Below are 23,528 nucleotides of genomic sequence, written 5' to 3' on the forward strand. Positions count from 1 at the left end.
GCCGGACGATAACCATGACCATCGAGAAGATTTTCACCCCGCAGGACGATGCGTTTTATGCGGTGATCACCCACGCGGCGGGGCCGCAGGGCGCGCTGCCGCTGACCCCGCAGATGCTGATGGAGTCCCCCAGCGGCAACCTGTTCGGCATGACGCAGAACGCCGGGATGGGCTGGGACGCCAACAAGCTGACCGGCAAAGAGGTGCTGATTATCGGCACCCAGGGCGGCATCCGCGCCGGGGACGGACGCCCGGTCGCGCTGGGCTACCACACCGGACACTGGGAGATCGGCATGCAGATGCAGGCAGCGGCGAAGGAGATCACCCGCAACGGTGGGATCCCGTTTGCGGCCTTCGTCAGCGATCCCTGCGACGGCCGTTCTCAGGGCACGCACGGCATGTTCGACTCCCTGCCGTACCGCAACGACGCGGCGATCGTGTTTCGCCGCCTGATTCGTTCCCTCCCGACGCGTCGGGCGGTGATTGGCGTGGCCACCTGTGATAAAGGGCTGCCCGCCACCATGATTGCGCTGGCCGCGATGCACGACCTGCCGACCATTCTGGTGCCGGGCGGGGCGACGCTGCCGCCAACCGTGGGGGAAGACGCGGGCAAGGTGCAGACCATTGGCGCGCGCTTTGCCAACCACGAACTCTCCCTGCAGGAGGCCGCCGAGCTGGGCTGTCGCGCCTGCGCCTCGCCGGGCGGCGGGTGTCAGTTCCTCGGCACGGCGGGCACCTCACAGGTGGTGGCCGAAGCGCTGGGTCTGGCGCTGCCGCACTCCGCGCTGGCCCCGTCCGGGCAGGCGGTGTGGCTGGAGATCGCCCGCCAGTCGGCGCGGGCGGTGAGCGAGCTGGATAATCGCGGCATCACCACGCGCGATATCCTCACCGACAAAGCCATCGAAAACGCGATGGTGATCCACGCGGCGTTCGGCGGCTCCACCAATTTACTGCTGCACATTCCGGCCATCGCCCACGCGGCGGGGTGCACGATCCCGGACGTTGAACACTGGACGCGCATCAACCGTAAGGTGCCGCGCCTGGTCAGCGTGCTGCCCAACGGCCCGGACTATCACCCGACCGTGCGCGCCTTCCTCGCGGGCGGCGTGCCGGAGGTGATGCTTCATCTGCGCGATCTCGGTCTGCTGCATCTGGACGCCATGACCGTCACCGGCCAGACGGTGGGCGAGAACCTCGACTGGTGGCAGGCGTCCGAACGCCGGGCGCGCTTCCGCCAGTGCCTGCGAGAGCAGGATGGCGTGGATCCGGATGACGTGATCCTGCCGCCGGAGAAGGCAAAAGCGAAAGGGCTGACCTCAACGGTTTGCTTCCCGACGGGCAACATCGCGCCGGAAGGTTCGGTGATCAAGGCCACGGCGATCGACCCGTCGGTCGTCGGTGAAGATGGCGTTTACCGCCACACCGGCCGGGCGCGGGTGTTTGTTTCCGAGGCGCAGGCAATCAAGGCCATCAAGCGGGAAGAGATTAAGCAGGGCGATATCATGGTGGTGATCGGCGGCGGTCCGTCCGGCACCGGCATGGAAGAGACCTATCAGCTTACCTCCGCGCTGAAGCATATCTCGTGGGGCAAGACGGTGTCGTTAATCACCGATGCGCGCTTCTCGGGCGTGTCGACGGGCGCCTGCTTCGGCCACGTGTCGCCGGAGGCGCTGGCGGGCGGGCCGATTGGCAAGCTGCGCGACAACGACATCATCGAGATAGCCGTCGACCGGCTGACGTTAACGGGCAGCGTGAACTTTATCGGCACGGTGGACAACCCGCTGACGCCGGAGGAGGGCGCGCGCGAGCTGGCAATGCGGCAGACGCACCCGGACCTGCACGCCCACGACTTCTTGCCGGACGACACCCGCCTGTGGGCGGCACTGCAGTCGGTCAGCGGCGGCACCTGGAAAGGCTGTATTTATGACACCGATAAAATTATCGAGGTAATTAACGCCGGTAAAAAAGCGCTCGGTATTTAATTATTTTCTGCGTTAAAACCGTCTGCGGGAAATATTCCGCTGACGGTTTTTGTGTGTCTGTAATTTTCTTTTTTAAACAATAGGTTGAGATATATCGTTGGCGTCACAAAAGCAAAATAACGTAATTCAGAAATAAGATATGACCATTGCTGGTTAATTGAACAGCTCATTACACTCCATTAACACGATGTTGTAATTCAGCACACTACATAAGGGTGTAATTCTGATGACGCAATTAACCATGAAAGACAAAATTGGCTACGGGCTGGGTGACACCGCCTGCGGCTTCGTCTGGCAGGCCACGATGTTCCTGCTGGCCTACTTCTACACCGACGTCTTCGGCCTGTCGGCGGGCATTATGGGGACGCTGTTTTTAATCTCCCGCGTGCTCGACGCCGTCACCGACCCGCTGATGGGGCTGCTGGTTGACCGCACCCGCACGCGGCACGGCCAGTTCCGCCCGTTCCTGCTGTGGGGCGCCATCCCGTTTGGCATCGTCTGCGTGCTGACCTTCTACACGCCGGACTTCTCCGCGCAGGGCAAAATCATCTACGCCTGCGTGACCTACATTCTCCTGACCCTGGTCTACACCTTCGTTAACGTGCCCTACTGCGCCATGCCCGGCGTCATCACCGCCGACCCGAAAGAGCGTCACGCCCTGCAGTCCTGGCGCTTCTTCCTGGCGGCGGCGGGGTCGCTCGCCATCAGCGGCATTGCCCTGCCGCTGGTGAGCATCATCGGTAAGGGGAACGAGCAGGTGGGCTATTTCGGCGCCATGTGCGTGCTGGGCCTGATCGGCGTGGTGCTGCTCTACGTCTGCTTCTTCACCACCAAAGAGCGCTACACCTTTGAGGTGCAGCCGGGCTCGTCGGTGGCGAAAGATCTCAAGCTGCTGCTCGGCAACGGCCAGTGGCGGATCATGTGCGCGTTCAAGATGATGGCGACCTGTTCCAACGTGGTGCGCGGCGGGGCGACGCTCTACTTCGTCAAATACGTGATGGATCACCCGGAGATGGCGACCCAGTTCTTACTCTACGGCAGCCTCGCCACCATGTTTGGCTCGCTCTGCTCCTCCCGACTGCTGGGGCGCTTCGACCGCGTCACCGCCTTCAAGTGGATCATCGTCGCCTACTCGCTCATCAGCCTGCTGATTTTCGTCACCCCGGCGGAGCACATCGCGCTGATTTTCGCTCTCAACATCCTGTTCCTGTTCGTCTTTAACACCACCACGCCGCTGCAGTGGCTGATGGCCTCTGACGTGGTGGATTACGAGGAGAGCCGCAGCGGTCGCCGCCTCGACGGGCTGGTGTTCTCCACCTACCTGTTCAGCCTGAAGATTGGCCTGGCGATTGGCGGGGCGGTGGTGGGCTGGATCCTGGCGTACGTGAACTACTCCGCCAGCAGCAGCGTGCAGCCGGTGGAAGTGCTGACCACCATCAAAATCCTGTTCTGCGTGGTGCCGGTGGTGCTCTACGCGGGCATGTTCATCATGCTGTCGTTCTACAAGCTCACCGACGCCCGCGTGGAGGCCATCAGCCAGCAGCTGATCAAGCACCGCGCGGCGCAGGGCGAGGCCGTTCCCGACGCCGCGACAGCCGCATCCCATTAACCGGAGGCACTATGCAAATCACTAACCCCATTTTGACCGGCTTCAACCCGGACCCGTCCCTGTGCCGTCAGGGCGAGGACTACTACATCGCCACTTCGACCTTCGAGTGGTTCCCGGGCGTGCGCATCTACCACTCCCGCGACCTGAAAAACTGGTCGCTGGTCAGCACCCCGCTGGACCGCGTGTCGATGCTGGACATGAAGGGCAACCCGGACTCCGGCGGCATCTGGGCGCCGTGCCTGAGCTACGCCGATGGCAGGTTCTGGTTGCTCTACACCGACGTGAAGATTGTCGACTCGCCGTGGAAAAATGGCCGCAACTTCCTCGTCACCGCGCCGTCCATCGAGGGGCCGTGGAGCGAGCCGATCCCGATGGGCAACGGCGGGTTTGACCCGTCCCTGTTCCACGACGACGATGGCCGCAAATATTACCTCTACCGCCCGTGGGGGCCGCGCCACCACAGCAACCCGCATAACACCATCGTGTTGCAGGAGTTTGACCCGCAGACCGGCACGCTCTCGCCGGAGCGCAAAACCCTGTTTACCGGCACGCCGCTCTGCTACACCGAGGGGGCGCACCTGTATCGCCACGCGGGATGGTACTATCTGATGGTGGCCGAAGGCGGCACCAGCTACGAGCACGCGGTTGTGGTGCTGCGTTCAAAAACCATCGACGGGCCGTACGAGCTGCACCCGGACGTGACGATGATGACCAGCTGGCACCTGCCGGAGAACCCGCTGCAGAAGAGCGGCCACGGCTCGCTGCTGCAGACCCACACCGGGGAATGGTTCATGGCCTACCTCACCAGCCGCCCGCTGCGCCTGCCCGGCGTGCCGCTGCTGGCCTCCGGCGGGCGCGGCTACTGCCCGCTGGGCCGCGAGACCGGCATCGCCCGCATTGAATGGCGCGATGGCTGGCCGTACGTGGAAGGCGGCAAGCACGCGCAGCTGACCGTGAAAGGCCCACAGGTGGCCGAGCAGCCTGCAGCCGTTCAGAACGGCTGGCGGGACGATTTCGACGCCAGTTCGCTCGACCCGGAGCTGCAGACCCTGCGCATCCCGTTCGACGACACCCTCGGCTCGCTCACCGCGCGCCCGGGCTACTTACGGCTCTACGGCAACGACTCGCTCAACTCGACCTTTACCCAGTCGACCGTGGCGCGCCGCTGGCAGCACTTTGTCTTCCGGGCGGAGACGCGGATGCAGTTCTCGCCGGTCCACTTCCAGCAGAGCGCGGGGCTGACCTGCTACTACAACAGCAAAAACTGGAGCTACTGCTTTGTGGACTACGAGGAGGGGCAGGGCAGAACGATTAAGGTGATCCAGCTCGACCACAACGTGCCGTCGTGGCCGCTGCACGAGCAGCCGATTCCGGTGCCGGAACATGCGGAGAGCGTCTGGCTGCGCGTGGACGTGGATACGCTGGTCTACCGCTACAGCTACTCGTTTGAAGGCGAGACGTGGCACACCGTGCCGGTGACGTATGAGGCGTGGAAGCTGTCGGACGACTACATCGGCGGGCGCGGTTTCTTTACCGGCGCGTTTGTGGGGCTGCACTGCGAGGACATCAGCGGCGACGGCTGCCACGCGGACTTCGACTACTTCACCTACGAGCCGGTTTAACGGCTCAGGCCGGGTAGCCCAGCGCGCGTGACAGCTCGAGCCCGGCCTGCTGAAGCTGCTCGCGGAAGCGGGCCAGCTCGGCGTCGTCCACGCGGGAGGTGAGCGTCGACAGGCTCAGGGCGGCGATGACGCGGGATTCGTGGTTCCACACCGGCACCGCCACGCAGCGCACGCCCTGCTCGTTCTCTTCGCTATCCAGGGCGTAACCCTGCTCGCGGGTCTGCGCCAGGGCGCTTATTAAGGCTTCACGAGAGGCGAGGGTGGAAGGCGTAAAGGTAGTGTACTGATAGCCCTCCAGCAGGGCGTTCAGCTCGGCCTCGCCCAGCCAGGCAATCAACACCTTGCCGATGGCGGTGGCGTGAACCGGCAGTCGGCGGCCGATGCGCGAATAGGCGATGGCCGCCAGCTTGCCTTCAATCTTCTCGATATAAACCCCTTCACGCCCGTCCAGGATCCCCAGATGGGTGGTCTGCCCGGTACGTTGGGACAGCTCCGTCAGCCAGCCCTTCGCCTTCTGACGAATATCGATGGAGCCCACGACAAAATGGCCGCGCTCGACCAGCTTCATGCCGAGGCGATATTTGCCGTTCTCCGGGTTCTGATCGATATAGCCGTGAAGCTGCAGGGTTTTCAGCAGCGAGTGGAGGGTACTCTTGCTCAGCCCCATCAGTTTGCTGATGTCGGTGATCTTAAGCTCGGTGGCCTGCTCGTTGAACAGGTCGAGGATCTGCAACGCACGTTCAACAGACTGAATAATCGGCATAATGTTGGTATGTCCACGCTGGAATTAAGGCGAAAACGTACCTTTTTCGGGGTGAAAAATCAATTGAGTAGAGCGGGTTGTGGGAGAGGAGGGCATCAAACCGCATCGTCGCCTGATTCGCCCGGCGGCGCTTCGCTTGCACGGGCCTACGGGTTGTGTAGGCCGGGTAAGCGCAGCGCCACCCGGCAACAAAGGCGGCTACATTATTGTTAGCGGGGGACATCAATTATTATCCCGAGCGGCGACAGACTGGATTTTCCAGACCCCATCTTCTTTAACCATGCAATCAATGACTGTGTGCTGGGTCTTTTTGCCAAACGTGATATTCACGTTTACACAGACCGGGTCTGAATCATACGAATCAATAGCCACATTCTCAGCCCAGTCCTCGCCGATATATTGCGATTTCATAAAAAAATCAGCCTCGTAAAATTCAGCGTCGGCATAACGGGGATCGGCTGCATGACGTAATTTTTTCATGGTGCTGGCCGTAACGAACTTATCGATTTCATTTCCCTGTTGGATGGGATAACGATCATTGTTCACTTGTTTAATGTACCAGCGATTGAATTCAAGAGCGCGCTGCATCGGTATCTGAAAATCTTCGGCCCCCAATGCGGCTGTACTGAATAACACAATTAAGATGAGCTTATTCATATTAATAATGCCTGTATAAGGTTACGGCTGGCTGGAGTTGGCGATAGGTTGGCCCCGGGTACAGTGTTCTCTGTTTAAAATCTGAATACCAGGTTCCAGCGCCATCGTAAATACAGACATGCCCGTACTGATTCGGGCCGGGCAAGGCATCAATCACCGCGATATCCCCCTCTATAGGAGTGCCATAGACTTTTGTGAACCCTGCTTTTTCAAGAGAACGCCAGAAATCCTTAGCGTTTGCCCCTTCGATTTTAAGCCCTCCAGCTCGAATGGCGGCGGCGATTGCGCGAGCGCAATAGTGCCCAGTATGGGTTAGTGCGTGGCTACGGGCGTATGACACAGCTTCATGCTTATTCCATGACATAAATAATCCTTATTAACGAAATGCAGCAATAAGGAAATATTACGCCGATAATATACGGTTTTTTGTAATTGATAATGACCTGATATTAACCATTATCTATTCAGTAAATAATGGTTAATAAAAACATAAATTCTTATTATGGTTAATGCCTATCTGAGAAAGCGTCAGTAAAATGAATTTTTCTGCCCGACGATAGCGCTGTTGTCGTTTTTAGGGTTTTCTCCCTCTCCCCATGGGAGAGAGCCGGGGTGAGGGCACCAGGCCGCATCACCGCCTCAATCGCCCGGCGGCGCTTCGCTTGCACGGGCCTACGGGCTGGGTGTTCTCCCTCTCCCCGTGGGAGAGGGCCGGGGTGAGGGCACCAGACCGCAGAGGAGTCAATCACTCCCCAAGCGTCGCCACCATCACCGCCTTAATCGTATGCATCCGGTTTTCCGCCTGGTCGAACACGATGCTCGCCGTCGACTCAAACACCTCGTCTGTCACTTCCATCCCGCCGTGCAGATCGAACTCCTTCGCCATCTGCTTGCCGAGCGTGGTCTGATCGTCATGGAACGCCGGCAGACAGTGCAGGAACTTCACGTCCGGATTTCCGGTCAGCGCCATCATCTGCGCGTTTACCTGATACCCGCGCAGCAGCGCGATACGCTCCGCCCACTTCTCTTTGGCTTCGCCCATCGACACCCACACGTCGGTATAGATAAAGTCCGCGCCCTTCACGCCCGCCGCCACGTCTTCCGTCAGGGTGATCTTCCCGCCGTGTTTCTCCGCCAGCGCGCTGCACTCCGCCACCAGGCTCTCTTCCGGCCAGCAGGCCTTCGGGGCCACCAGGCGCAGATCCAGCCCGGTCAGCGCCGCCGCTTCCAGCATCGAGTTGCCCATGTTATTGCGCGCGTCGCCCGCGTAGACCAGCGTCATCTCGTTAAACGCCTTGCCCGGCAGGTGCTCCTGCATGGTCAGCAGGTCCGCCAGCAGCTGGGTCGGGTGGAACTCGTCGGTCAGCCCGTTCCACACCGGTACGCCCGCGTACTGCGCCAGCGTTTCAACCACTTCCTGGCCGTGGCCGCGATACTGAATGCCGTCGTACATCCGCCCGAGCACGCGCGCGGTGTCTTTAATTGATTCTTTATGCCCAATCTGGCTGCCGCTCGGCCCTAAATAGGTGACGCGTGCGCCCTGGTCAAATGCGGCAACTTCGAAAGAGCAACGGGTACGGGTCGAGTCTTTTTCGAAGATGAGCGCGATGTTTTTACCGGTAAGTTTTTGTACTTCCTTGCCCTTTTTTTTATCGGCTTTGAGCTGTGCGGCAAGGGTCAGCAGAGAAGTGAACTGTGCAGGGGTAAAGTCGAGCAATTTCAGAAAGTGTTTCTTGTACAGATCAGACATTTTATCCTCACATGGCGAACGCCACTTATTGAATTAAAATTCACTTTATATGTGTAATTATTCATTTGCAACCCCGTTTCACAAATCTTTCCAACAAAGGTGGAGGCAAACCCGTCCGTGTGTGAAAATAGAAGTATCTGCCGCACTTTAAAGAGGATTGAGCCATGGCAAACCCGGAATTACTGGAAGAGCAACGCGAAGAGACGCGTCTGATTATTGAAGAGCTGCTGGAAGACGGTAGCGATCCGGACGCGCTGTACACCATCGAGCACCATTTCTCTGCGGATGATTTCGACGCGCTGGAAAAAATGGCCGTGGAAGCCTTCAAGCTGGGTTACGAAGTGACCGAGCCGGAAGAGCTGGAAGTGGAAGAGGGCGACACCGTCATCTGCTGCGACATCCTGAGCGAAGGCGCGCTGAAGGCGGAGCTGATCGACGCGCAGGTAGAACAGCTGATGAACCTGGCCGAGAAGTTTGACGTGGAATACGACGGCTGGGGAACCTACTTCGAAGATCCGAACGGTGAAGACGGCGAAGAAGGCGACGACGAAGATTACGTCGACGAAGACGACGACGGCGTGCGTCACTAAGCGTTTCAGGCGGTGGCGCGCGCCACCGCTTTTTCAAGGCAGAACCATGGATTACCCGCAGATACTCGCCCCCGTACTCAACTTCCTCCAGTGCCCGACCCCGCAAGCATGGATTGATAAAGCCCGCGACCCGGCAAACCTGCCGCTGCTGCTCACCGACCACATGGTGTGCGAGCTCAAGGCCGCCCAGACCGCGCTGCTGCTGGTGCGTAAATACGTCGCCGACGAAAGCGGTGCCGACGCGCTGCTCGACTGGCTCAAACCCTACGAACAGTTCACCTTCCGCGACGGCCCGGAGCCGGACTTCATCGCCCTGCACAGGCAGATTGGCAAAAGCGTAATGCCCAAAACCGACGACCCGTGGGGCCAGGCGCTCATCGACAGCATGGTGCTGCTGATTAAAGAGGAGCTGCACCACTTCTGGCAGGTGCGCGAGGCGATGCTGGCCCGCGACATTCCGTACGTCAAAATCACCGCCAGCCGCTATGCCAAAGGGATGCTGAAGGAAGTGCGCACCCACGAACCGCTGACGCTGATCGACAAGCTCATCTGCGGCGCGTACATCGAAGCCCGCTCCTGCGAACGCTTCGCCGCGCTGGCCCCGTTCCTCGACGACGACCTGCAGAAGTTCTATCTCTCGCTGCTGCGCTCGGAAGCGCGCCATTATCAGGACTACCTGACGCTTGCCCGGCAGGTGAGCGACGACGATATCTCACTGCGCATACAGCTTTTTGGCGAAATTGAAGCCACACTTATCTCGACACCGGACACCGAGTTTCGCTTCCACAGCGGCGTGCCGGTGTAAACCGGCATAACTCAAGGATAAGGATGCGAGATGAATAAAACGTGGACCCGTATTGTGATTGTCGTCATTGCGGCCGCCGCCGTGGCGTTCTGGGTGTTTTTCGACAGGCAGCGTGCCCCCGAACACCAGATTGATACCACCCTCAACGCGATGCCCGCCTGGCAGGTGATTAAGGAGCAGGAACCCGCGCTGCATCAGCGCATCCTCGACCAGATGTCCGCCCTGCAAAAGGCGGGCGAGCCGGAGCAGCAGATTATCGACACCATCCAGCCGCAGATCCTGCATCTGCAGATGTCGCGCCTGCAAAACGCCCCGGACGCCAACGTGGTGAACTACATGACTATCAACATGGAGCAGACCGCCGCCATCCAGAAGGTGAGCGACGACGCCTGCTTCCGCTTCCTCTACCCGATGGTGAAGGGCGGCGTGAACCCGATGCGCATGCTGGATAAAGACCTGATGACGCGGCGCATGCAGGCCGATGCCGACATGATGCGCGCGGCTTACGGCAAAAACCGCCACACCGTGACCCCGGCCGAACGCGAGGCGGCTGTCGAGGATGTGCGACCGATAATGAAGGCACTTGCCGATAAGTACGGCGAGGACATCCAGCTGCTGCAGATGCCGGAGAAGGCGGCGGGCAAAGAGAAGCTCTCCTGCGATATGGTGCAGGAGATGTGGGCCAAGGTGCTGGCGCTGCCGGAGCAGAAGGCGGCGAGGGTGATACGGCTGGCGGTGTCTGAGCTGGAGTGACGGTAGCGCTGGTTTTTTGGGCACTTAGCGCGGGTTTAGCGCGTCGTCGCTTGCATGGCGGCGCGCGACAGGTATAATCCACAACGTTTCCGCATCCCCTTCAGTGCCGAAGTGGCGAAATCGGTAGACGCAGTTGATTCAAAATCAACCGTAGAAATACGTGCCGGTTCGAGTCCGGCCTTCGGCACCAAAAGATGCAAATCAAAGTCGCTTAAGGGCGGCTTTTTTTTGTGTCTAAAATCTGTATCGCACAAGGATTTCAAGTCAATCTAATTCAATCTACATCGATGAAATACATTAGAGTAGGAAGGAAGAACCGCGTATATTTACGCGGTGTGTGTATTTGAAATGACAGTAACAAATCATATTACAGAAATTAAACTGGATGATTAAACAATGTTGTTATTTTATCCTTGAACAGAAGTATTAGCATTTTCCTTTTTAAGATCTTCCTCGCTAATATATTTCCAGCAAGCAGATAAAAAAGGTTCAAGTTCTGACCAATATGTATTCACTAGTGGTTGACTGGGGTAGAATTTAACGGAATGAACTAATGACTGAATGTTATTTATCGAAAGAATACCACCGTCTGTGGTCGCATATTTACCAATCAGGTCTTTAATGATATTTTCCAAATATCCCTCTTCACAAAGTTTTTTTGCGACAGATAAGGTATTTTTGCTCAGGTTTTCCCATTTGATATTGAGAGAGATAGATGTTTGCTTTACGGTTGTTTCCAAAAAAACACGTAACATTGCAGCACATGTTATAGGTACATCTTTTGAGTTTAACTTACATAACTCAAAAAATATTCCATATTCCTTTTCTCTATACTTAGGCACTGAAACAGAACACAAGTTCCAGTCAACCAAAATATCTCTATCACGATGAAGAGGCTCTGAAGGGCGTAACTTTGGTTTCTTAACCTTGGGGGCAGTCGAACCTGGAGTTGGTAGCGCTGTTACTGGGGTAGGGGCGGCAGAAACAGGAGTTTTAGTTTGTCCTTGAGGCGGAGCTCCTACTCCCATAGGTGAAGTACCAGCTTTTGGAGAGGTCTTACTTGGATATCTGCTTTTGATTTCTGCTCTATATCGATCCGCTATAGGTTTTAGGCGATCCCTAACCGTGAGAAATAAGCTACTATCAACACGGAGAGCTGTTTTTGAGGTATTCCATGGTAACTTATTTGGTTCTTTAGATATAAAGCGTACCCAACATACAAATCCATTGTATTCGGAGTGCCATTTTGCATCCCAACCATGTTCTTTTGCCGTGCTGGCAGCCACAATAATACGATCATTGCAAACAAAATAAATGCCAAATTGATCTGTTAGTTTTCGGTTAAGAGATAAAGAATAATTTTTTTCTTTTGGGAAAGTATAATCTCCATGAATTCCCGATTCGATCGAAATTTCTACTCCATGAATGTTGATAATTTCTCGCTGAGGAAGAAGAAGGGCGTTTTGTCTTAATGTAGGAACTGTTCCTTTTATCCTTTCAAAGGAACGAGTTGTTACATTGTGAATTATAATTTCAAATCCTTTTGAGAGATATATGCTGTATCTTAGAGAAAAACCAAGCACTGCATTTTCAAACCATGATGAATTATGAAGGTCGTTTTTTATCTCATCCTTGAGTCTACTGACAGAAAATAATGATTTCAAACGATTGAGAGTAGGATATTCATTAGCATAAATTTTCTTGTTTTTATTGCCACCGATATGTTCGCTACCAAATTGGCATTTAAATATAGATAGTCCATTATCGACTGCAATCGAGTATGTACTACCCATCTTTAATAATGCTCTTTTCAAGCCAAGGCCATAATAACCAATGCCATAAGAATGATTTGAATTGGCCGCTGTATATAAAGCAGTATTAGTTAATGTTTCCTCATCAATGCCTAAACAATTATCAATGATTCTAACGCTATCTTTGTCAATCCTTATATGTACTTTATATCCTGCATAGCTCGCTGGTAATCCTGAGGCATCTTTATTGAAATCACCTTCCATAATATGATTTCTTGCTGCATCAATAGCATTATCGACTAAGTCATACAAGGCCTCTAAGGTCGTAATATCCTGAGTCAATGTTTTTTCTATAAAATCAGGACTAACACCTGAATTGATTTCGACTTTCCGAATACTGCTATTTATATCAACCATAATTATGCCCTTAGCTTAATTAAATCCTGTTGTATCGCAATAAATATCTTTGACAAAATCGCCTTTGAAACGATGGGTGAAACGCTGTTACCTATCATTCTAAAGCTGTGCCATTTTGTAGGATGAAAACAAAACCAGTCAGGAAAACCCTGCAAACGTGCAGCTTCCCGAACTGTAATTACTCGACCAGAATCGGGATGTAGTGGACGAACGGCCTGATGACTCCCTTTATCAGCACCAGTGCCAGCTCTTAATGTTGGGCATAAACCATCCCAACAAAGTTTCTTTGATTTACTAATAGGATCTGCTTTGCCTGGCTCGATAGATGCATACCTGTTTCGAATATTTTCAGAATGAACCGTAATGAAGTTTCCAGAAACTTCATTTTCGCGCAAACGACGTATTGCTTCCGGATTACCAAGTCCTTCCGGAGGTTCTGTTCTCATAAATTTTGCGTATTCTGACAAATGTTCAACAACTTTATATGGTGCCCATCCAAAATCTTCGGGGTTTTTAGACTGTTGAATAGGTTCTGGTATATCGGAAATAGCGTCACGAACAGTAACGACGTTATTCAAGGAAAAGAATATCTCTTTAGTTATTCCACTTATCTTTTTACCATCAAAGCCAATTACGATGACTCGCTTTCTTTTCGTCGGGGCACCATATAATGAGGCATCTATAACTAATGGTTCTAGAACTGTGTACTTTTTATCCACTGACGATATGGCTTTTTGTAATTGTTCAATATTTTTAGCATCCAATAGCCCCTCAACATTCTCCATAACGAAAAACTTAGGGGAAAGAATATTTACATGTCTTACAAAGTCCATGATAAGGAGGCGTCTGTTATCATTGACGTCTCCTGCGCCCATTCGGCTGTAACCTTGACATGGTGGTCCGCCAATGATCCCATCAATGCTGTCAATATTTTTAAGAATCGATTTCCAATCGCTTTCACCTAATTTAGATAGGTCGGCTTTTACGACATTTGCATTAGGAAAGTTTAATTTATAAGCAGATTGTAATGTCTCATCTATGTCTATAGCTGCAAGGGTCCTAAACCCAGCCAGTTCCGCCCCAAGTCCAAAACCACCACATCCACAAAAAAGATCAACTATCGTTGGCTTACCATTCATCATCAAAATCACTCTATAAATTTGCCAGTAAACCAATTATCACAAAATGTCCATTATGGTGATCGCGTTCTATCTTTTTGATAAAAAACATCTTTCTACTGACTTGCTACGCCTTGTGCTCCAAGCATAGCGTAAATATGTCTTTTTTTACCCGATACTCTTGAACTTCTCAACCGATACATACGTTCTGACGGACAATTTCTAAGCAGTTCTTGATTTACAGCTAGAAAATATTGAACGTGAAAAACGGGAACCATATCACTTCATTCACAGGCATCGGGGGGCAATGGCCTTGATCATAATTATTCCATGTTTTTATCTCAGTCCCAAGAGTGGTTGCTATAAATCTCTGACTCTTAACCAGGCTGAGATAAATTGAGCATGTTTTGCATGCTCATCTGAGAACTTACATGAGTACTAGTGAGGCTTATGGTTAGCCTCAAACAACACCCGAACTCTGCTGTAAGCACGTTATTTCATACGCCACTTTTTTCACCTGACGCAAGACGTTTGGCTGCATCACAGTCCCAGAGATGAAGTGGCTTAAGGCGCCTGAAGAAGAGGATGCCCGACTCAAGAAGCTGTTTGCCGAAGTCATGTTGATTAAGGAGGCGCTTCATGTGGCTCCTAGTTGAAAGTATTGACGGCAGACCAGAAGCGGGAAGGCGGAGTGTTGATGTGTGATGTGACCAATCTGTCCCAATGTCGTGCCTGCAGGTTTACAGGTTTGTCCCTGTCGATCTGCCACTATGACTCTCATTGTCCATTTGCTGATGCACCCTTATCAAAGTTTATCACTTAGCTGGTGCTTGAACGCAGACGTTTGGTTACTCGAGCATTTGGCAGTAACTGTTAAGGGAAGGCCTTCCCCTCAATTACAAGTATGTATACCGCATTTACCATATTAATGGATTGAACGTAAAACGCAGAAGACGCCGTAAAGGGCTAGTGACCGAGCGGTTTCCGCTTCTCAGTCCGGATGCACCGAATCAGACCTAGTCGATGAATTTCGTTATGGACGCGCTGGCCATTAGACATTGGATCAAATTCCTGACTTGCGTAGATGATTTCACGAAGTAGTGCCTGAACGTTACCACCACATTCGGGATTTCCGGCGTACAGGTCACGAGTATTCTGAACGGTATCGAGTTGTTTCGTGGTTATCTGGCGACGATCAGAACCGATCAGAGGTTTGAATCCACCTGCAGAACTCTGGAACGATAGACCTTTGAGCAGGGCTTGGAGCTGCGTCTTATCCAGTCGGGCAAGATTTATTAAGAGTTTTAACGGATGATGTCGATAGGAGCCCTGAAAGAGCACCGGGTCAGCGATATTGTTCATACAAGGAAAACGATTAAAAATTGGCGGCAGGATTAAAACGAGTGCCGACTACATTCATCGATGGATTGCCATTCTCTAGCTGAATTTGCAACGGATCGGCTAAAAAAGAGATGAAGAAAAACAAACCGACATTACTAACTGAAGGCTGTATCTCATCTTGGGGGCTGGTCAACCTACTTATAGGATAATGTCACTTGCTGATGCAATGGTTATTTTGAGTGTTTTAAAATGAGTATGTTAAACAATGTAGTATCGATCACAGTGTGCCTAGATTGCTATGGGGCAAACTAGGCGCGCTATGATATTCTGAGGCTACATTGGAATTGAAGTATTTATTCAGAGATTGAATTCATGACGGGTTTTTTTACGCAGATCGAAGAAACAGAAGAGATACGCCAAGGCGATATCATCCGTAAGTTAAATTCAAAGACTGGTGAAGTTGAGAAACTGGGCGTAGTGATCACTGCTGATTGCGATATTGCGCAAAGGAAAGCTAGCGAACGCTATACTTGGCTGGAAATCTTACCAATGGCCGCTTATGTCGAAGGCCCTTGGGCTCGTGAGCAATTACGTAAGCTTTCTGAGAAACGTTCACGAGCTGTCTATGATTATCTTAACGCGCAGATTCGAAAACAGAATCCTGACCTAGTAGCTTTGACGCATGATTCTCTAGTACATTGGTTGCAAAACAAAACTGCTGAAGAAATTTTGGCGAGTGTTGTTGGGCAAGTGCCAGCCCCAGATAATAAGCAATTATGTGAATTAAAGGGGCTAGAGCTGACGGTATGTGTTGACGAAAAACAAAGCGCATTAACTCGATTAAAAGAAGCTTGGACATTCTTCAATATCAATGAGTCCAGACAGCAAGAATTTGTGCTAAATGCGTTCAAGGACAGTGGTGGCTTCCAAGACTATTTTGTACTACCGGAATTACCCCAACAGGCGGGGATTGGTTTTGTAGTGATGCTACGTTCAATGGGAACTATCTTGGCAAATGAACTTTATTTCAGTGAACAGAATGCGCGGATAGATGATCGACCTGATGCTTTCCACCGCTTAGGAAGACTCAACGACAGTATTCGTTTTTCAATCACTCAAAAATTGGCATTCTTGTTCTCCCGCATCGGTATGCCTACAACTTTCGAATCTGCCTGTGAAACAGCCACGGAACTTATGGTTGAAGAATTCTTCAAACAAAAAGAAATGGAGGCACGAGAATGAAAACGACTATCACCGCTCTTGTCATTGATCCTAAGGCTATTAGCATTCTAGATCGAGCATTCATCGAAGATGCTTGGCTGCAGAAATTTGAAGTGCCTCAAAATACTGACGGTCTGCGTCGTGTGGAGTTGGATAACGTAGTCTATCTACTTTCTAAGAATGCAGACATAGATGATAACTATCTGGTAATCAACACTGCTGTGTTCGCCCAAGAAGCTGAGGTTGTTAAATCGTCTATCACCTTTGAGCGGATCATCCGAGTGGCATTACGGCACTTTGACCGCAATATTGCGATTCCTGTCCTGTGGCAGCCTTTTCATGCTGGTTCTCTGCTCTCGATTTATGCACAAGCAACCCGAGATGGTAAGCAACGTATCTACTTTGACCAATCACCTGATGGCTCTGGTAATCTCTTTGCTTTTGCTATCACTCCAACCCCGGAAGAATCACATCGAGTCCCAGAGGACAATACCCTTTATCAACATGCGATGAATGGGCTCTGTGATGCTCTCTTAGCAGAGCCCCCGACCATCCCAAATGTTGGTAACTTTGGTGTTTTGCTGACTGAATCTTTAGGGGTCCGATTGGCAAGTGAAGGGTCGTTACAGGAATGGTATGAGCATCGTCTTAACCGTGAGCAAATTGAATTTGTTGATCGTTTACATGATCGGCCCGCAAGGCTTCGTGGCGCAGCCGGAACAGGAAAAACGCAATCAATGGTGATTAAGTGCTTACGAGACCTGTATAGCAATACTGACGACGATAAAACCTTTGCATTCTTGACTCACAGTTCGGCATTGGCACATACGGTTGTGCGGGGCATGCTTCAGGCCTTGGATCCTACGGAACGCTGGGCTACTCTAAAAACATCTTCTGGGCAGCCGAGGCTATGGATCGGCACTATCTACGAACTGGCGCAAGAAAAACTAGGTTACGAGAAAAAGGGTTTAATGCCTTTGTCACTCGATGGCCGTGATGGGCGCGAATACCAACGAATGCTCATTGAACAGGCCATCGAACAATCCTTAAAGGATCCTCGTATCGTATTAGATCTTTTTCCAAAGTGCCCTGATTTTCAGAAACGCCTCCAGAACCAAGGCGAGGATTCCACACTTATTGACGAACTTATGAATGAGTTTGCTTGTGTGCTAGATTTGGAAGCTATTAAAAAAGACACACATGAGGCTAATCGTTATGCTACGCGTGGCTCTAGAGAGCCTTGGCAAATGGTTCTTCCAACCGAAGCACACCGTCGTGTAGTCTTAGAAATCCACGACATCTATAGGGCGCAGCTGCGGGCTCAGAAGATGCTGAGCATGGATCAAATGGTTGCAGACTTTGACCGTTACCTTGGCACTCACGAGTGGGGGGCGCTACGGGATCGCGATGGCTTTGATTTGGTGTTTGTAGATGAATATCACTATTTTACCCGCGCTGAAGCTATGCTGCTTCACAATTTGTTTAAAAATAGAGCACAGGTCAATGGACGTTGGCCATTACTAATGGCCTATGATATTAAACAGAGCACTAATGATGTCGCTATAAGCGGCGGAATGGAAAAGTTTCGCAATCCAGGGGTTGGCGAATCTGTTCTAACAGAACTCAAACAAGTTTATAGATCGACCCCCCAGATCACTGCTTTCCTGAGCGATCTTGATGCTTCTTTTCCTGCGATGGACCTTGAGGGAGAATACGCAACTTACATAGGTGATTCGCAACAGAACGATGGTGATGTTCCGACTTTAACTGTCCATGAGTCCGACATCAAATTAGTCGATACTGTATTCATGCAGGCTGTCCGTATGGCTCGTGAGATCGATGGTGGTGGTAGTCAAGTAGCTGTACTTTGTTTGAATGAAGCATTGTTCGATAAAATTCGGATTGCTGCACGTGTTCGTGACAAGTGCGTGCCGATTACCACGCGAGATGACCTCAAAGAACTAAGATATGCTAAGGGTAAATGTGTCTTTAGTATGCCTGAATTTGTTGCAGGGCTGCAGTTTCACACAGTGATCCTGATCCATGCTAATAGTGCGGATTATAATGAAGATCAGGGCATGGGCGCACGTAGACGCTATGTTTCTCGAGTTTACCTCGGAGCTAGCCGAGCTGCTCACAGGGTTATGCTTGCCAGCTCAAAAGAACAAGGTGGGCCTTGCCAATTGCTTGATGTGCCATTAGCCAATAAGACTTTGCGAAAAATCATGTGAACTAGGTTTCGGAAAAACAGCCAGTTTACTGATTTTGTCTTTTCAGTAAGATTCGGCGAAGTCATTGCTTGAAATGATTGAATTGCTCGTGATTGTACTGAAAATGGTGAGTTATTGCTCAAATCTCCAGAGATTCTACCACTTGGATGCATTTCCTTATCTAACAATGACGATAATTCCTTCGTGAAACAGTGTGAGATGGGAATGTTAAAAGGTTAGGAACAGCGACACTATGCTACTCAATCTTGCGAGCCTATAGGATGGTACTAATGTAATTTGTTATTGAGAATCTTGTTTTGGCAGTTATTTTAAATGAAATTTTAACTACGGGAGATATAACTGCTTAAGGCCCTAAAGGCCATATCGGTGTTCTACTGGTATGGCTTTATACCCACTTGCAATGTTGATATCAGCTTGTTAGGTGTGCAATTCGAGTCCGGCTTTCGCACTCATCCTCTAAACACCTCCCTCCGATGCCATTCCACAAACCCCTCCCTTGGATAATTTCCTTTGACCATCGGCAACGTAATCTGCTTCCCGGCAAAATCCCAGAACAACCGCCCAACAATCCCATTCCCATTCACCGCCTCAGACACGAGCACCCGCATACTCTCATCCAGTCCAATTGACCCCTTATCAAATGCCTTATGATGAATCGCACATAGTGCCAGTCCGTTCGTGATCTCGCACGGTCCGCCAAACTGCTTCCACTTGATATGCGCGGCTTCAAGTCCAACAGAGGCGTTATCATGTCGCATGTTAAACCCGCAGATTGCACACTCATAGTTATAAGCTCGCAGCACCTGCTGGCGGAACAGCGGATCGCGAACCTTACGAATCTGCTGGATATCAAAACCCATCTCATCCGCGATCTCTTCCTGAATGCTTTCGGGAAAATGCGCTTCAAGGATCTGCTGAGCCAGCGAGCCTATCAGGTTTTTGTTCTTATTCAGCAGCGCAAAGTGTTCTTCATCAAACCCGCCTGCGACGTTATGTTCCACAAGTTCTTTAACGGGCGGCTGCTTACTGCCAGTGGTCGAACAAAACTCAGTATTCTTCAGATCCCAAAAACCGTCCCCTTTGAGCCGCCAGAAGGGCATATTGGGATAATGCGCCTTCCGCTGTGGGCCAAAGCGTTCTAACAGGCTAAGCAACTGCTCGTGGACCTCGGTTCCATAATCAAACAGTCGCGCATGCCCCTGCTGATAGTGCGCCAGCACGTACAGAAGCAATAAGGGCTTATGCGGCGCACGCTGTTCGCCTTTGCGCCAGATGGTGATGTCGGCAATCGCCTGTTCGAGAGTTTTGCTGGAAGCCATCGCGTTACGGAAGAAGGTAAATAATTGCGATGATGCTCGCAAAACCCAGACCAATCAACCCACAATCAACAAAAACATGACCTTACTGCACACAACACTATTTCCTGAATCCCCCTCGCAAATTTCAAATTTACCCCGCACCAAACCGCTGTATTTATATTCAGCCCTGTATAATGAGCACCAGAATTTACGCCAAACGGCTAAAGGAAGTATCAAAGAAATTTAAACGAAGAATTCGCGATATGAAGGTGCTGCAACACCCCCATACCGCTAACCACAAACAACTATGAAGGAGTTGAAAATGGCTGCGACGAATTTTAAGCCAGAGTTTACTGTTTGCAAAACAGAATCAGACGCTTTCACCGGCATGATTGAAAACCGCGAGCTGGTACGCAAAAACAGCGCCCGCCGTCTTCACGGCAACCAGACCAACGCGGCGCCCATCCATCCCCGCGCGGAAACGCCGCAGGACAGCGCCGCCTGCTGCGAACTCTATGCACGTATCGACATGAAATATCTTCTTCTGGGCGGCGACTGGTTAGCCCGTGCAGGCTTTATCAACGGCATGCCGGTAAAAATCCGCGCCATGAAAGACTGCATTGTGATTACGCCACAGCATACAAGAGAATTATGGGGATGCCTGGAAGGGATGAGTGTGGTGAATATAAATAAGCAAAAAGTCGCGCAGTGGTTAAAAACGTTTCCGGGGGCGTTGAATGATACCGGCGATATACCGATCATTAAACGCAATGCCTGAACATAGACAGCAGGGTGAAAATGATTTTCACCCTGCATCACTTTAGCGCGTCACGATCAAATTCACGTCATAACCGCCCGTGTTATTGGCGTATTCCGATGCCTTGTTGGTATCGTTAAAAATAAAGGCGATTTCTCCCTCCGTCTGGGCTTTCAGCGGCTTGCCGCCTGAACCGACGGAATAAATCTGATCGCCAATTTTAATCAACAGCGTGCCTGCAATGGCGCCCGGCAGAACAAACGACGGGTCAGGCGTCTTAGCGGAAGGATGCTGGCTGTCGCCATCCGGTCCGAAGGTGCGTCCGCGGCTGTCATACTGAGCCTGACCCGCGGCAACCAGCAGAATGCTATCGCCCTGGCGGACGGTGATCCCGGTTTTCACCCATTCACTGCTGGTTGCAGGAATGTGGCCTTTCCACTGAACGGGGGCTTGTGTCGCGAGTTCTTCATCACTCCCAAGATAAACATCCGCCTGGAATGAACCGGTATTATCACTGTGGGATGAATCGCTAATGAATAATCTCAGCTCGCCGCTTTCCGGTGCAGCCAGTTGATATACGCCGGTACCGATATCATAGCTTTTGCCAGATTCGTTAAAACGCGCCTTGAGGATGGCAATATCCTTTTTTTGTCCGCCTTTACCGATATTGCCGCCCGGATAAGCCCATGCGTGCTCTTCCTTGCCATATTTGATCAGACCCGTAGCGATAATGGTGATCTTATCGCCTTTGTTGACCTTCAGACCGGTATTGATACCTTGTTCTTTTGTTGAATCAATGGCGCCAGACCATGAGCTTTTTGTAGACATGTTCTATCTCCCTTCGGATGTCAGGTTATGTATTTCAGCAGGGCTTAATTATTCCCGGCGTGATAATAGTTATCTGATATCAACGGTACGAGACCGTGTGACGTAGACAGCGTAGAATTGGTTGTCGGTGGCGGCAAATATAAAAATCACGAAGTGATGGATGTTATTTTGCTAAAAACAGGTCATGCCTGGGTTTGAGTATTTGTCTTTTAAGATAAATCTTAGTTAATTCGCTTTAGCAAAAAACGGTTTTGAATGAAAAGAGAGGGTTATATAAAGTAATTTAATTCCCCTGAGAAAATATAGGCGTTTTCTCAGGGGGGAATTATTGTGCAGGCGTGCTACTGAATATTGACGGCTTTGCCGTCCACCCAGATGCGGCTGATATTATTGCGTCTGGCGTTATAGATAATTTTCTGCAACCGGTCTTCCGGTGAGTCCTCAGCCGTATCGATATAAATGTCGCTTCCGGCGGCCCGGGTATCGATCACAATGGCATCGAACTGGTAGCCGACTGCCAGCTTGCCCACACGCAGGTCAAGCACCTCTCCCGCACCCCCGGTCGCCAGCCAGAACGCTTCCCGGAAGTTGACTGCCGAGCCAGGTCTGCCGCGCTGTTCCGCGGCGATACGGGCATCAACGCCATCATTCAGGGCTTTACTGGCGGTCATGGCATGGCGGCAGGCATCAAATACCGAAGGGCTGTGGCCGCCCGCAATATCGGTGCCTAAGCCGACGTTAAGCCCGCGGTCCAGCATAACGCGCAGGGGGAAGACCGCATTGGCAAAGTAGAAGTTGGACAGAGGGCAGTGCGCGACGCCCGCCCCAGTTTCCTTAATCAGGTCAGCATCATCATCTTCGATATGGTTTGAATGCGCGAGTACGGTCTTTCTGGTCAGCAGGCCAAAATCCCGCAGCGCCGTGGTATCCGTTTTACCTAAACGCTGTTTAACGTAAGCGTGTTCCCAGTCGCTTTCCGAACAGTGGGTCTGCACATGGCAGCCTGTTTCAGTGGCAAGCTTGCCCAGGCCTTCCAGAAGCGCATCCGTACAGGACGGAATAAACCGTGGGGTGATAACCGGGAGCACGCGTTTTGCCGTATTGCCGGGGAGCTGTGCAACCGCGTGAATAAATGCCCGGGTTTCGGCGAGAGCCGTCGCCGCGCTTTCATCCCGATAGTAGTCAGGGCACTGGGAGGGATCGTCCATCGCCACCCGGCCAACTAATGCCCGCTGGCCCTGCGCCAGACAGATACGGGCCAGCTCCACGCTGCTTTCCGTGTGCAGGGTGGCGAAGTAGACGGCGGTGGTGGTGCCGTTCGCCAGCAGTGCATTGACCAGTTCCGTGTAGTTGCGGCGGGCAAAGGCGATGTCGGCGTATTTTGCCTCCAGCGGGAACGTATAGTCATTCAGCCACTCTTCCAGAGGCTTGTCGAGAGCCTTACCCATCTGCGGCCACTGAGGGGCATGAACATGGAGATCGATCAGGCCCGGCAGCAGGTACTGGTCTGAAGAGAGTTCGGTAAGCTTGCCTGCCTTGCGGGCTGCGTCTCGCACGGGCCTGAACGCGCCATCGTCACCCTGTATAATATCGACAATGGTGCCGCTACCATCGATGCAGAACAGCGTGTCGCTAAAATGGGTCACACGGTCTTTTGATTCCGCCGTGTAGCCTTGAGCGCTGACAACCTGCTGCCAGGGAAATGCGTGTAGGGTGTTCATATCGTCGTCCTTATTCATCATCACGCTGAAAGGGAAATTACTCCAAAGTCATGCATTATTATTCGCTCAAAAAGCCTGGCATAAAATCAAAATACATCAACTTATTGATGGGTTAATAAGGCGGCATTTGTTTCTGTATCTGCGGGGATAATAAAGGGACGCTGTAATGATAAGCGGAAGTTGCTGGGGCTTATTTGGCAAAGTAGTTAAATAACCGACGTGTTATCCACTCTTTGAACCTCTTTTTTCTTGCGCTCTTTTTCTTATACTTTTTATTGTGGTGAATCCCCCTGTGCGGTGGGGCATAATTTATG

At 51.9% G+C, this 23,528-nt stretch carries 19 protein-coding genes, 1 tRNA gene and 1 pseudogene; 11 read left to right on the top strand and 10 right to left on the bottom strand.

Features of this window, described 5'->3' with window-relative positions; all coding sequences use genetic code 11:
• Positions 1–14 precede the first annotated feature (14 nt).
• The 3 genes from yagF (at position 15) to AC4IC4_RS02480 (ending at position 5,213) form a co-directional block, all read left to right on the top strand.
• The gene (gene yagF / locus AC4IC4_RS02470) at positions 15–1,982 is read left to right on the top strand and encodes a xylonate dehydratase YagF (RefSeq protein ID WP_491472082.1); all 1,968 of its coding nucleotides are present in this window, start codon (positions 15–17) and stop codon (positions 1,980–1,982) included.
• 226 nt (positions 1,983–2,208) lie between these two features.
• Positions 2,209–3,591, top strand: coding sequence for an MFS transporter (locus AC4IC4_RS02475; RefSeq protein WP_491472083.1), 1,383 nt, complete (start codon positions 2,209–2,211; stop codon positions 3,589–3,591).
• 11 nt (positions 3,592–3,602) lie between these two features.
• Positions 3,603–5,213 (top strand): glycoside hydrolase family 43 protein, encoded by a 1,611-nt coding sequence (locus tag AC4IC4_RS02480; RefSeq protein ID WP_491472084.1) that lies wholly within the window; start codon positions 3,603–3,605, stop codon positions 5,211–5,213.
• Positions 5,214–5,217: 4 nt separating this feature from the next.
• On the opposite strand, the gene xynR is transcribed toward AC4IC4_RS02480, so the two are convergent.
• From xynR to argL, 5 genes are all read right to left on the bottom strand, one after another.
• A complete protein-coding gene (gene xynR / locus AC4IC4_RS02485) occupies positions 5,218–5,976 on the bottom strand; it encodes a DNA-binding transcriptional repressor XynR (RefSeq protein ID WP_491472085.1) in 759 nt (252 codons plus the stop codon).
• A 222-nt stretch (positions 5,977–6,198) separates the two neighbouring features.
• Positions 6,199–6,633, bottom strand: coding sequence for a DUF3828 domain-containing protein (locus AC4IC4_RS02490; protein WP_032651492.1), 435 nt, complete (start codon positions 6,631–6,633; stop codon positions 6,199–6,201).
• A 1-nt stretch (position 6,634) separates the two neighbouring features.
• Positions 6,635–6,997: a hypothetical protein gene (locus AC4IC4_RS02495; RefSeq protein ID WP_047742969.1), complete on the bottom strand. Its 363-nt coding sequence runs from the start codon at positions 6,995–6,997 to the stop codon at positions 6,635–6,637.
• Between the two features lie 381 nt (positions 6,998–7,378).
• Entirely contained in the window at positions 7,379–8,383 is a 1,005-nt protein-coding gene (gene argF, locus AC4IC4_RS02500) for an ornithine carbamoyltransferase (protein WP_491472086.1), read from the bottom strand.
• On the bottom strand, positions 8,353–8,448 hold the full coding sequence (gene argL, locus AC4IC4_RS02505; RefSeq protein WP_213014347.1) for a putative translational regulatory protein ArgL: 96 nt from the start codon (positions 8,446–8,448) through the stop codon (positions 8,353–8,355). The genes argF and argL overlap by 31 nt, the downstream gene beginning before the upstream one ends.
• A 99-nt stretch (positions 8,449–8,547) precedes the next feature.
• Between argL and rraB the strand changes: the two genes are divergently transcribed.
• The 4 genes from rraB to AC4IC4_RS02525 all read left to right on the top strand — a co-directional run bounded on the left by rraB (position 8,548) and on the right by AC4IC4_RS02525 (position 10,721).
• Entirely contained in the window at positions 8,548–8,973 is a 426-nt protein-coding gene (gene rraB, locus AC4IC4_RS02510; protein ID WP_008501374.1) for a ribonuclease E inhibitor RraB, read from the top strand.
• 46 nt (positions 8,974–9,019) lie between these two features.
• Positions 9,020–9,778 carry a tRNA isopentenyl-2-thiomethyl-A-37 hydroxylase MiaE gene (gene miaE / locus AC4IC4_RS02515; RefSeq protein ID WP_491472087.1) on the top strand — a complete coding sequence of 253 codons (759 nt, stop codon included), beginning with the start codon at positions 9,020–9,022 and terminating at the stop codon, positions 9,776–9,778.
• Between the two features lie 30 nt (positions 9,779–9,808).
• Entirely contained in the window at positions 9,809–10,531 is a 723-nt protein-coding gene (locus tag AC4IC4_RS02520) for a topoisomerase II (RefSeq protein ID WP_491472088.1), read from the top strand.
• Positions 10,532–10,636: 105 nt separating this feature from the next.
• Positions 10,637–10,721 (top strand) — tRNA-Leu (locus AC4IC4_RS02525).
• Between the two features lie 217 nt (positions 10,722–10,938).
• On the opposite strand, the gene AC4IC4_RS02530 is transcribed toward AC4IC4_RS02525, so the two are convergent.
• Positions 10,939–12,699, bottom strand: a complete 1,761-nt coding sequence (locus AC4IC4_RS02530; protein ID WP_491472089.1) for an ATP-binding protein — start codon at positions 12,697–12,699, stop codon at positions 10,939–10,941.
• A 2-nt stretch (positions 12,700–12,701) separates the two neighbouring features.
• Positions 12,702–13,841 (bottom strand): DNA cytosine methyltransferase, encoded by a 1,140-nt coding sequence (locus tag AC4IC4_RS02535; protein ID WP_491472090.1) that lies wholly within the window; start codon positions 13,839–13,841, stop codon positions 12,702–12,704.
• A gap of 449 nt (positions 13,842–14,290) precedes the next feature.
• Here AC4IC4_RS02535 and AC4IC4_RS02540 point away from each other — a divergent pair.
• The 3 genes and pseudogenes from AC4IC4_RS02540 to AC4IC4_RS02550 all read left to right on the top strand — a co-directional run.
• Positions 14,291–15,321: pseudogene (locus tag AC4IC4_RS02540) on the top strand (IS3 family transposase); the annotation flags it as partial.
• A gap of 209 nt (positions 15,322–15,530) precedes the next feature.
• Positions 15,531–16,400, top strand: coding sequence for a hypothetical protein (locus AC4IC4_RS02545; protein ID WP_491472091.1), 870 nt, complete (start codon positions 15,531–15,533; stop codon positions 16,398–16,400).
• Entirely contained in the window at positions 16,397–18,610 is a 2,214-nt protein-coding gene (locus AC4IC4_RS02550) for a UvrD-helicase domain-containing protein (RefSeq protein WP_491472092.1), read from the top strand. Before AC4IC4_RS02545 ends, AC4IC4_RS02550 begins: the two co-directional genes overlap by 4 nt.
• A 449-nt stretch (positions 18,611–19,059) precedes the next feature.
• Here the strand turns inward: AC4IC4_RS02550 and AC4IC4_RS02555 are convergent, their stop codons facing one another.
• Positions 19,060–19,929: a phosphorothioated DNA-binding restriction endonuclease gene (locus AC4IC4_RS02555; protein ID WP_491472093.1), complete on the bottom strand. Its 870-nt coding sequence runs from the start codon at positions 19,927–19,929 to the stop codon at positions 19,060–19,062.
• A gap of 301 nt (positions 19,930–20,230) precedes the next feature.
• Here AC4IC4_RS02555 and AC4IC4_RS02560 point away from each other — a divergent pair, with 301 nt between their 5' ends.
• Complete coding sequence (locus tag AC4IC4_RS02560) at positions 20,231–20,686, top strand: SymE family type I addiction module toxin (RefSeq protein WP_491472094.1); 456 nt, start codon at positions 20,231–20,233, stop codon at positions 20,684–20,686.
• Positions 20,687–20,728: 42 nt separating this feature from the next.
• On the opposite strand, the gene AC4IC4_RS02565 is transcribed toward AC4IC4_RS02560, so the two are convergent.
• The gene (locus AC4IC4_RS02565; protein ID WP_491472095.1) at positions 20,729–21,493 is read right to left on the bottom strand and encodes a LecA/PA-IL family lectin; all 765 of its coding nucleotides are present in this window, start codon (positions 21,491–21,493) and stop codon (positions 20,729–20,731) included.
• 341 nt (positions 21,494–21,834) lie between these two features.
• Positions 21,835–23,214, bottom strand: coding sequence for a guanine deaminase (guaD, locus tag AC4IC4_RS02570; RefSeq protein ID WP_491472096.1), 1,380 nt, complete (start codon positions 23,212–23,214; stop codon positions 21,835–21,837).
• Between the last annotated feature and the right edge of the window lie 314 nt (positions 23,215–23,528).

Source organism: Enterobacter sp. Taxon_2 (assembly GCF_058355295.1).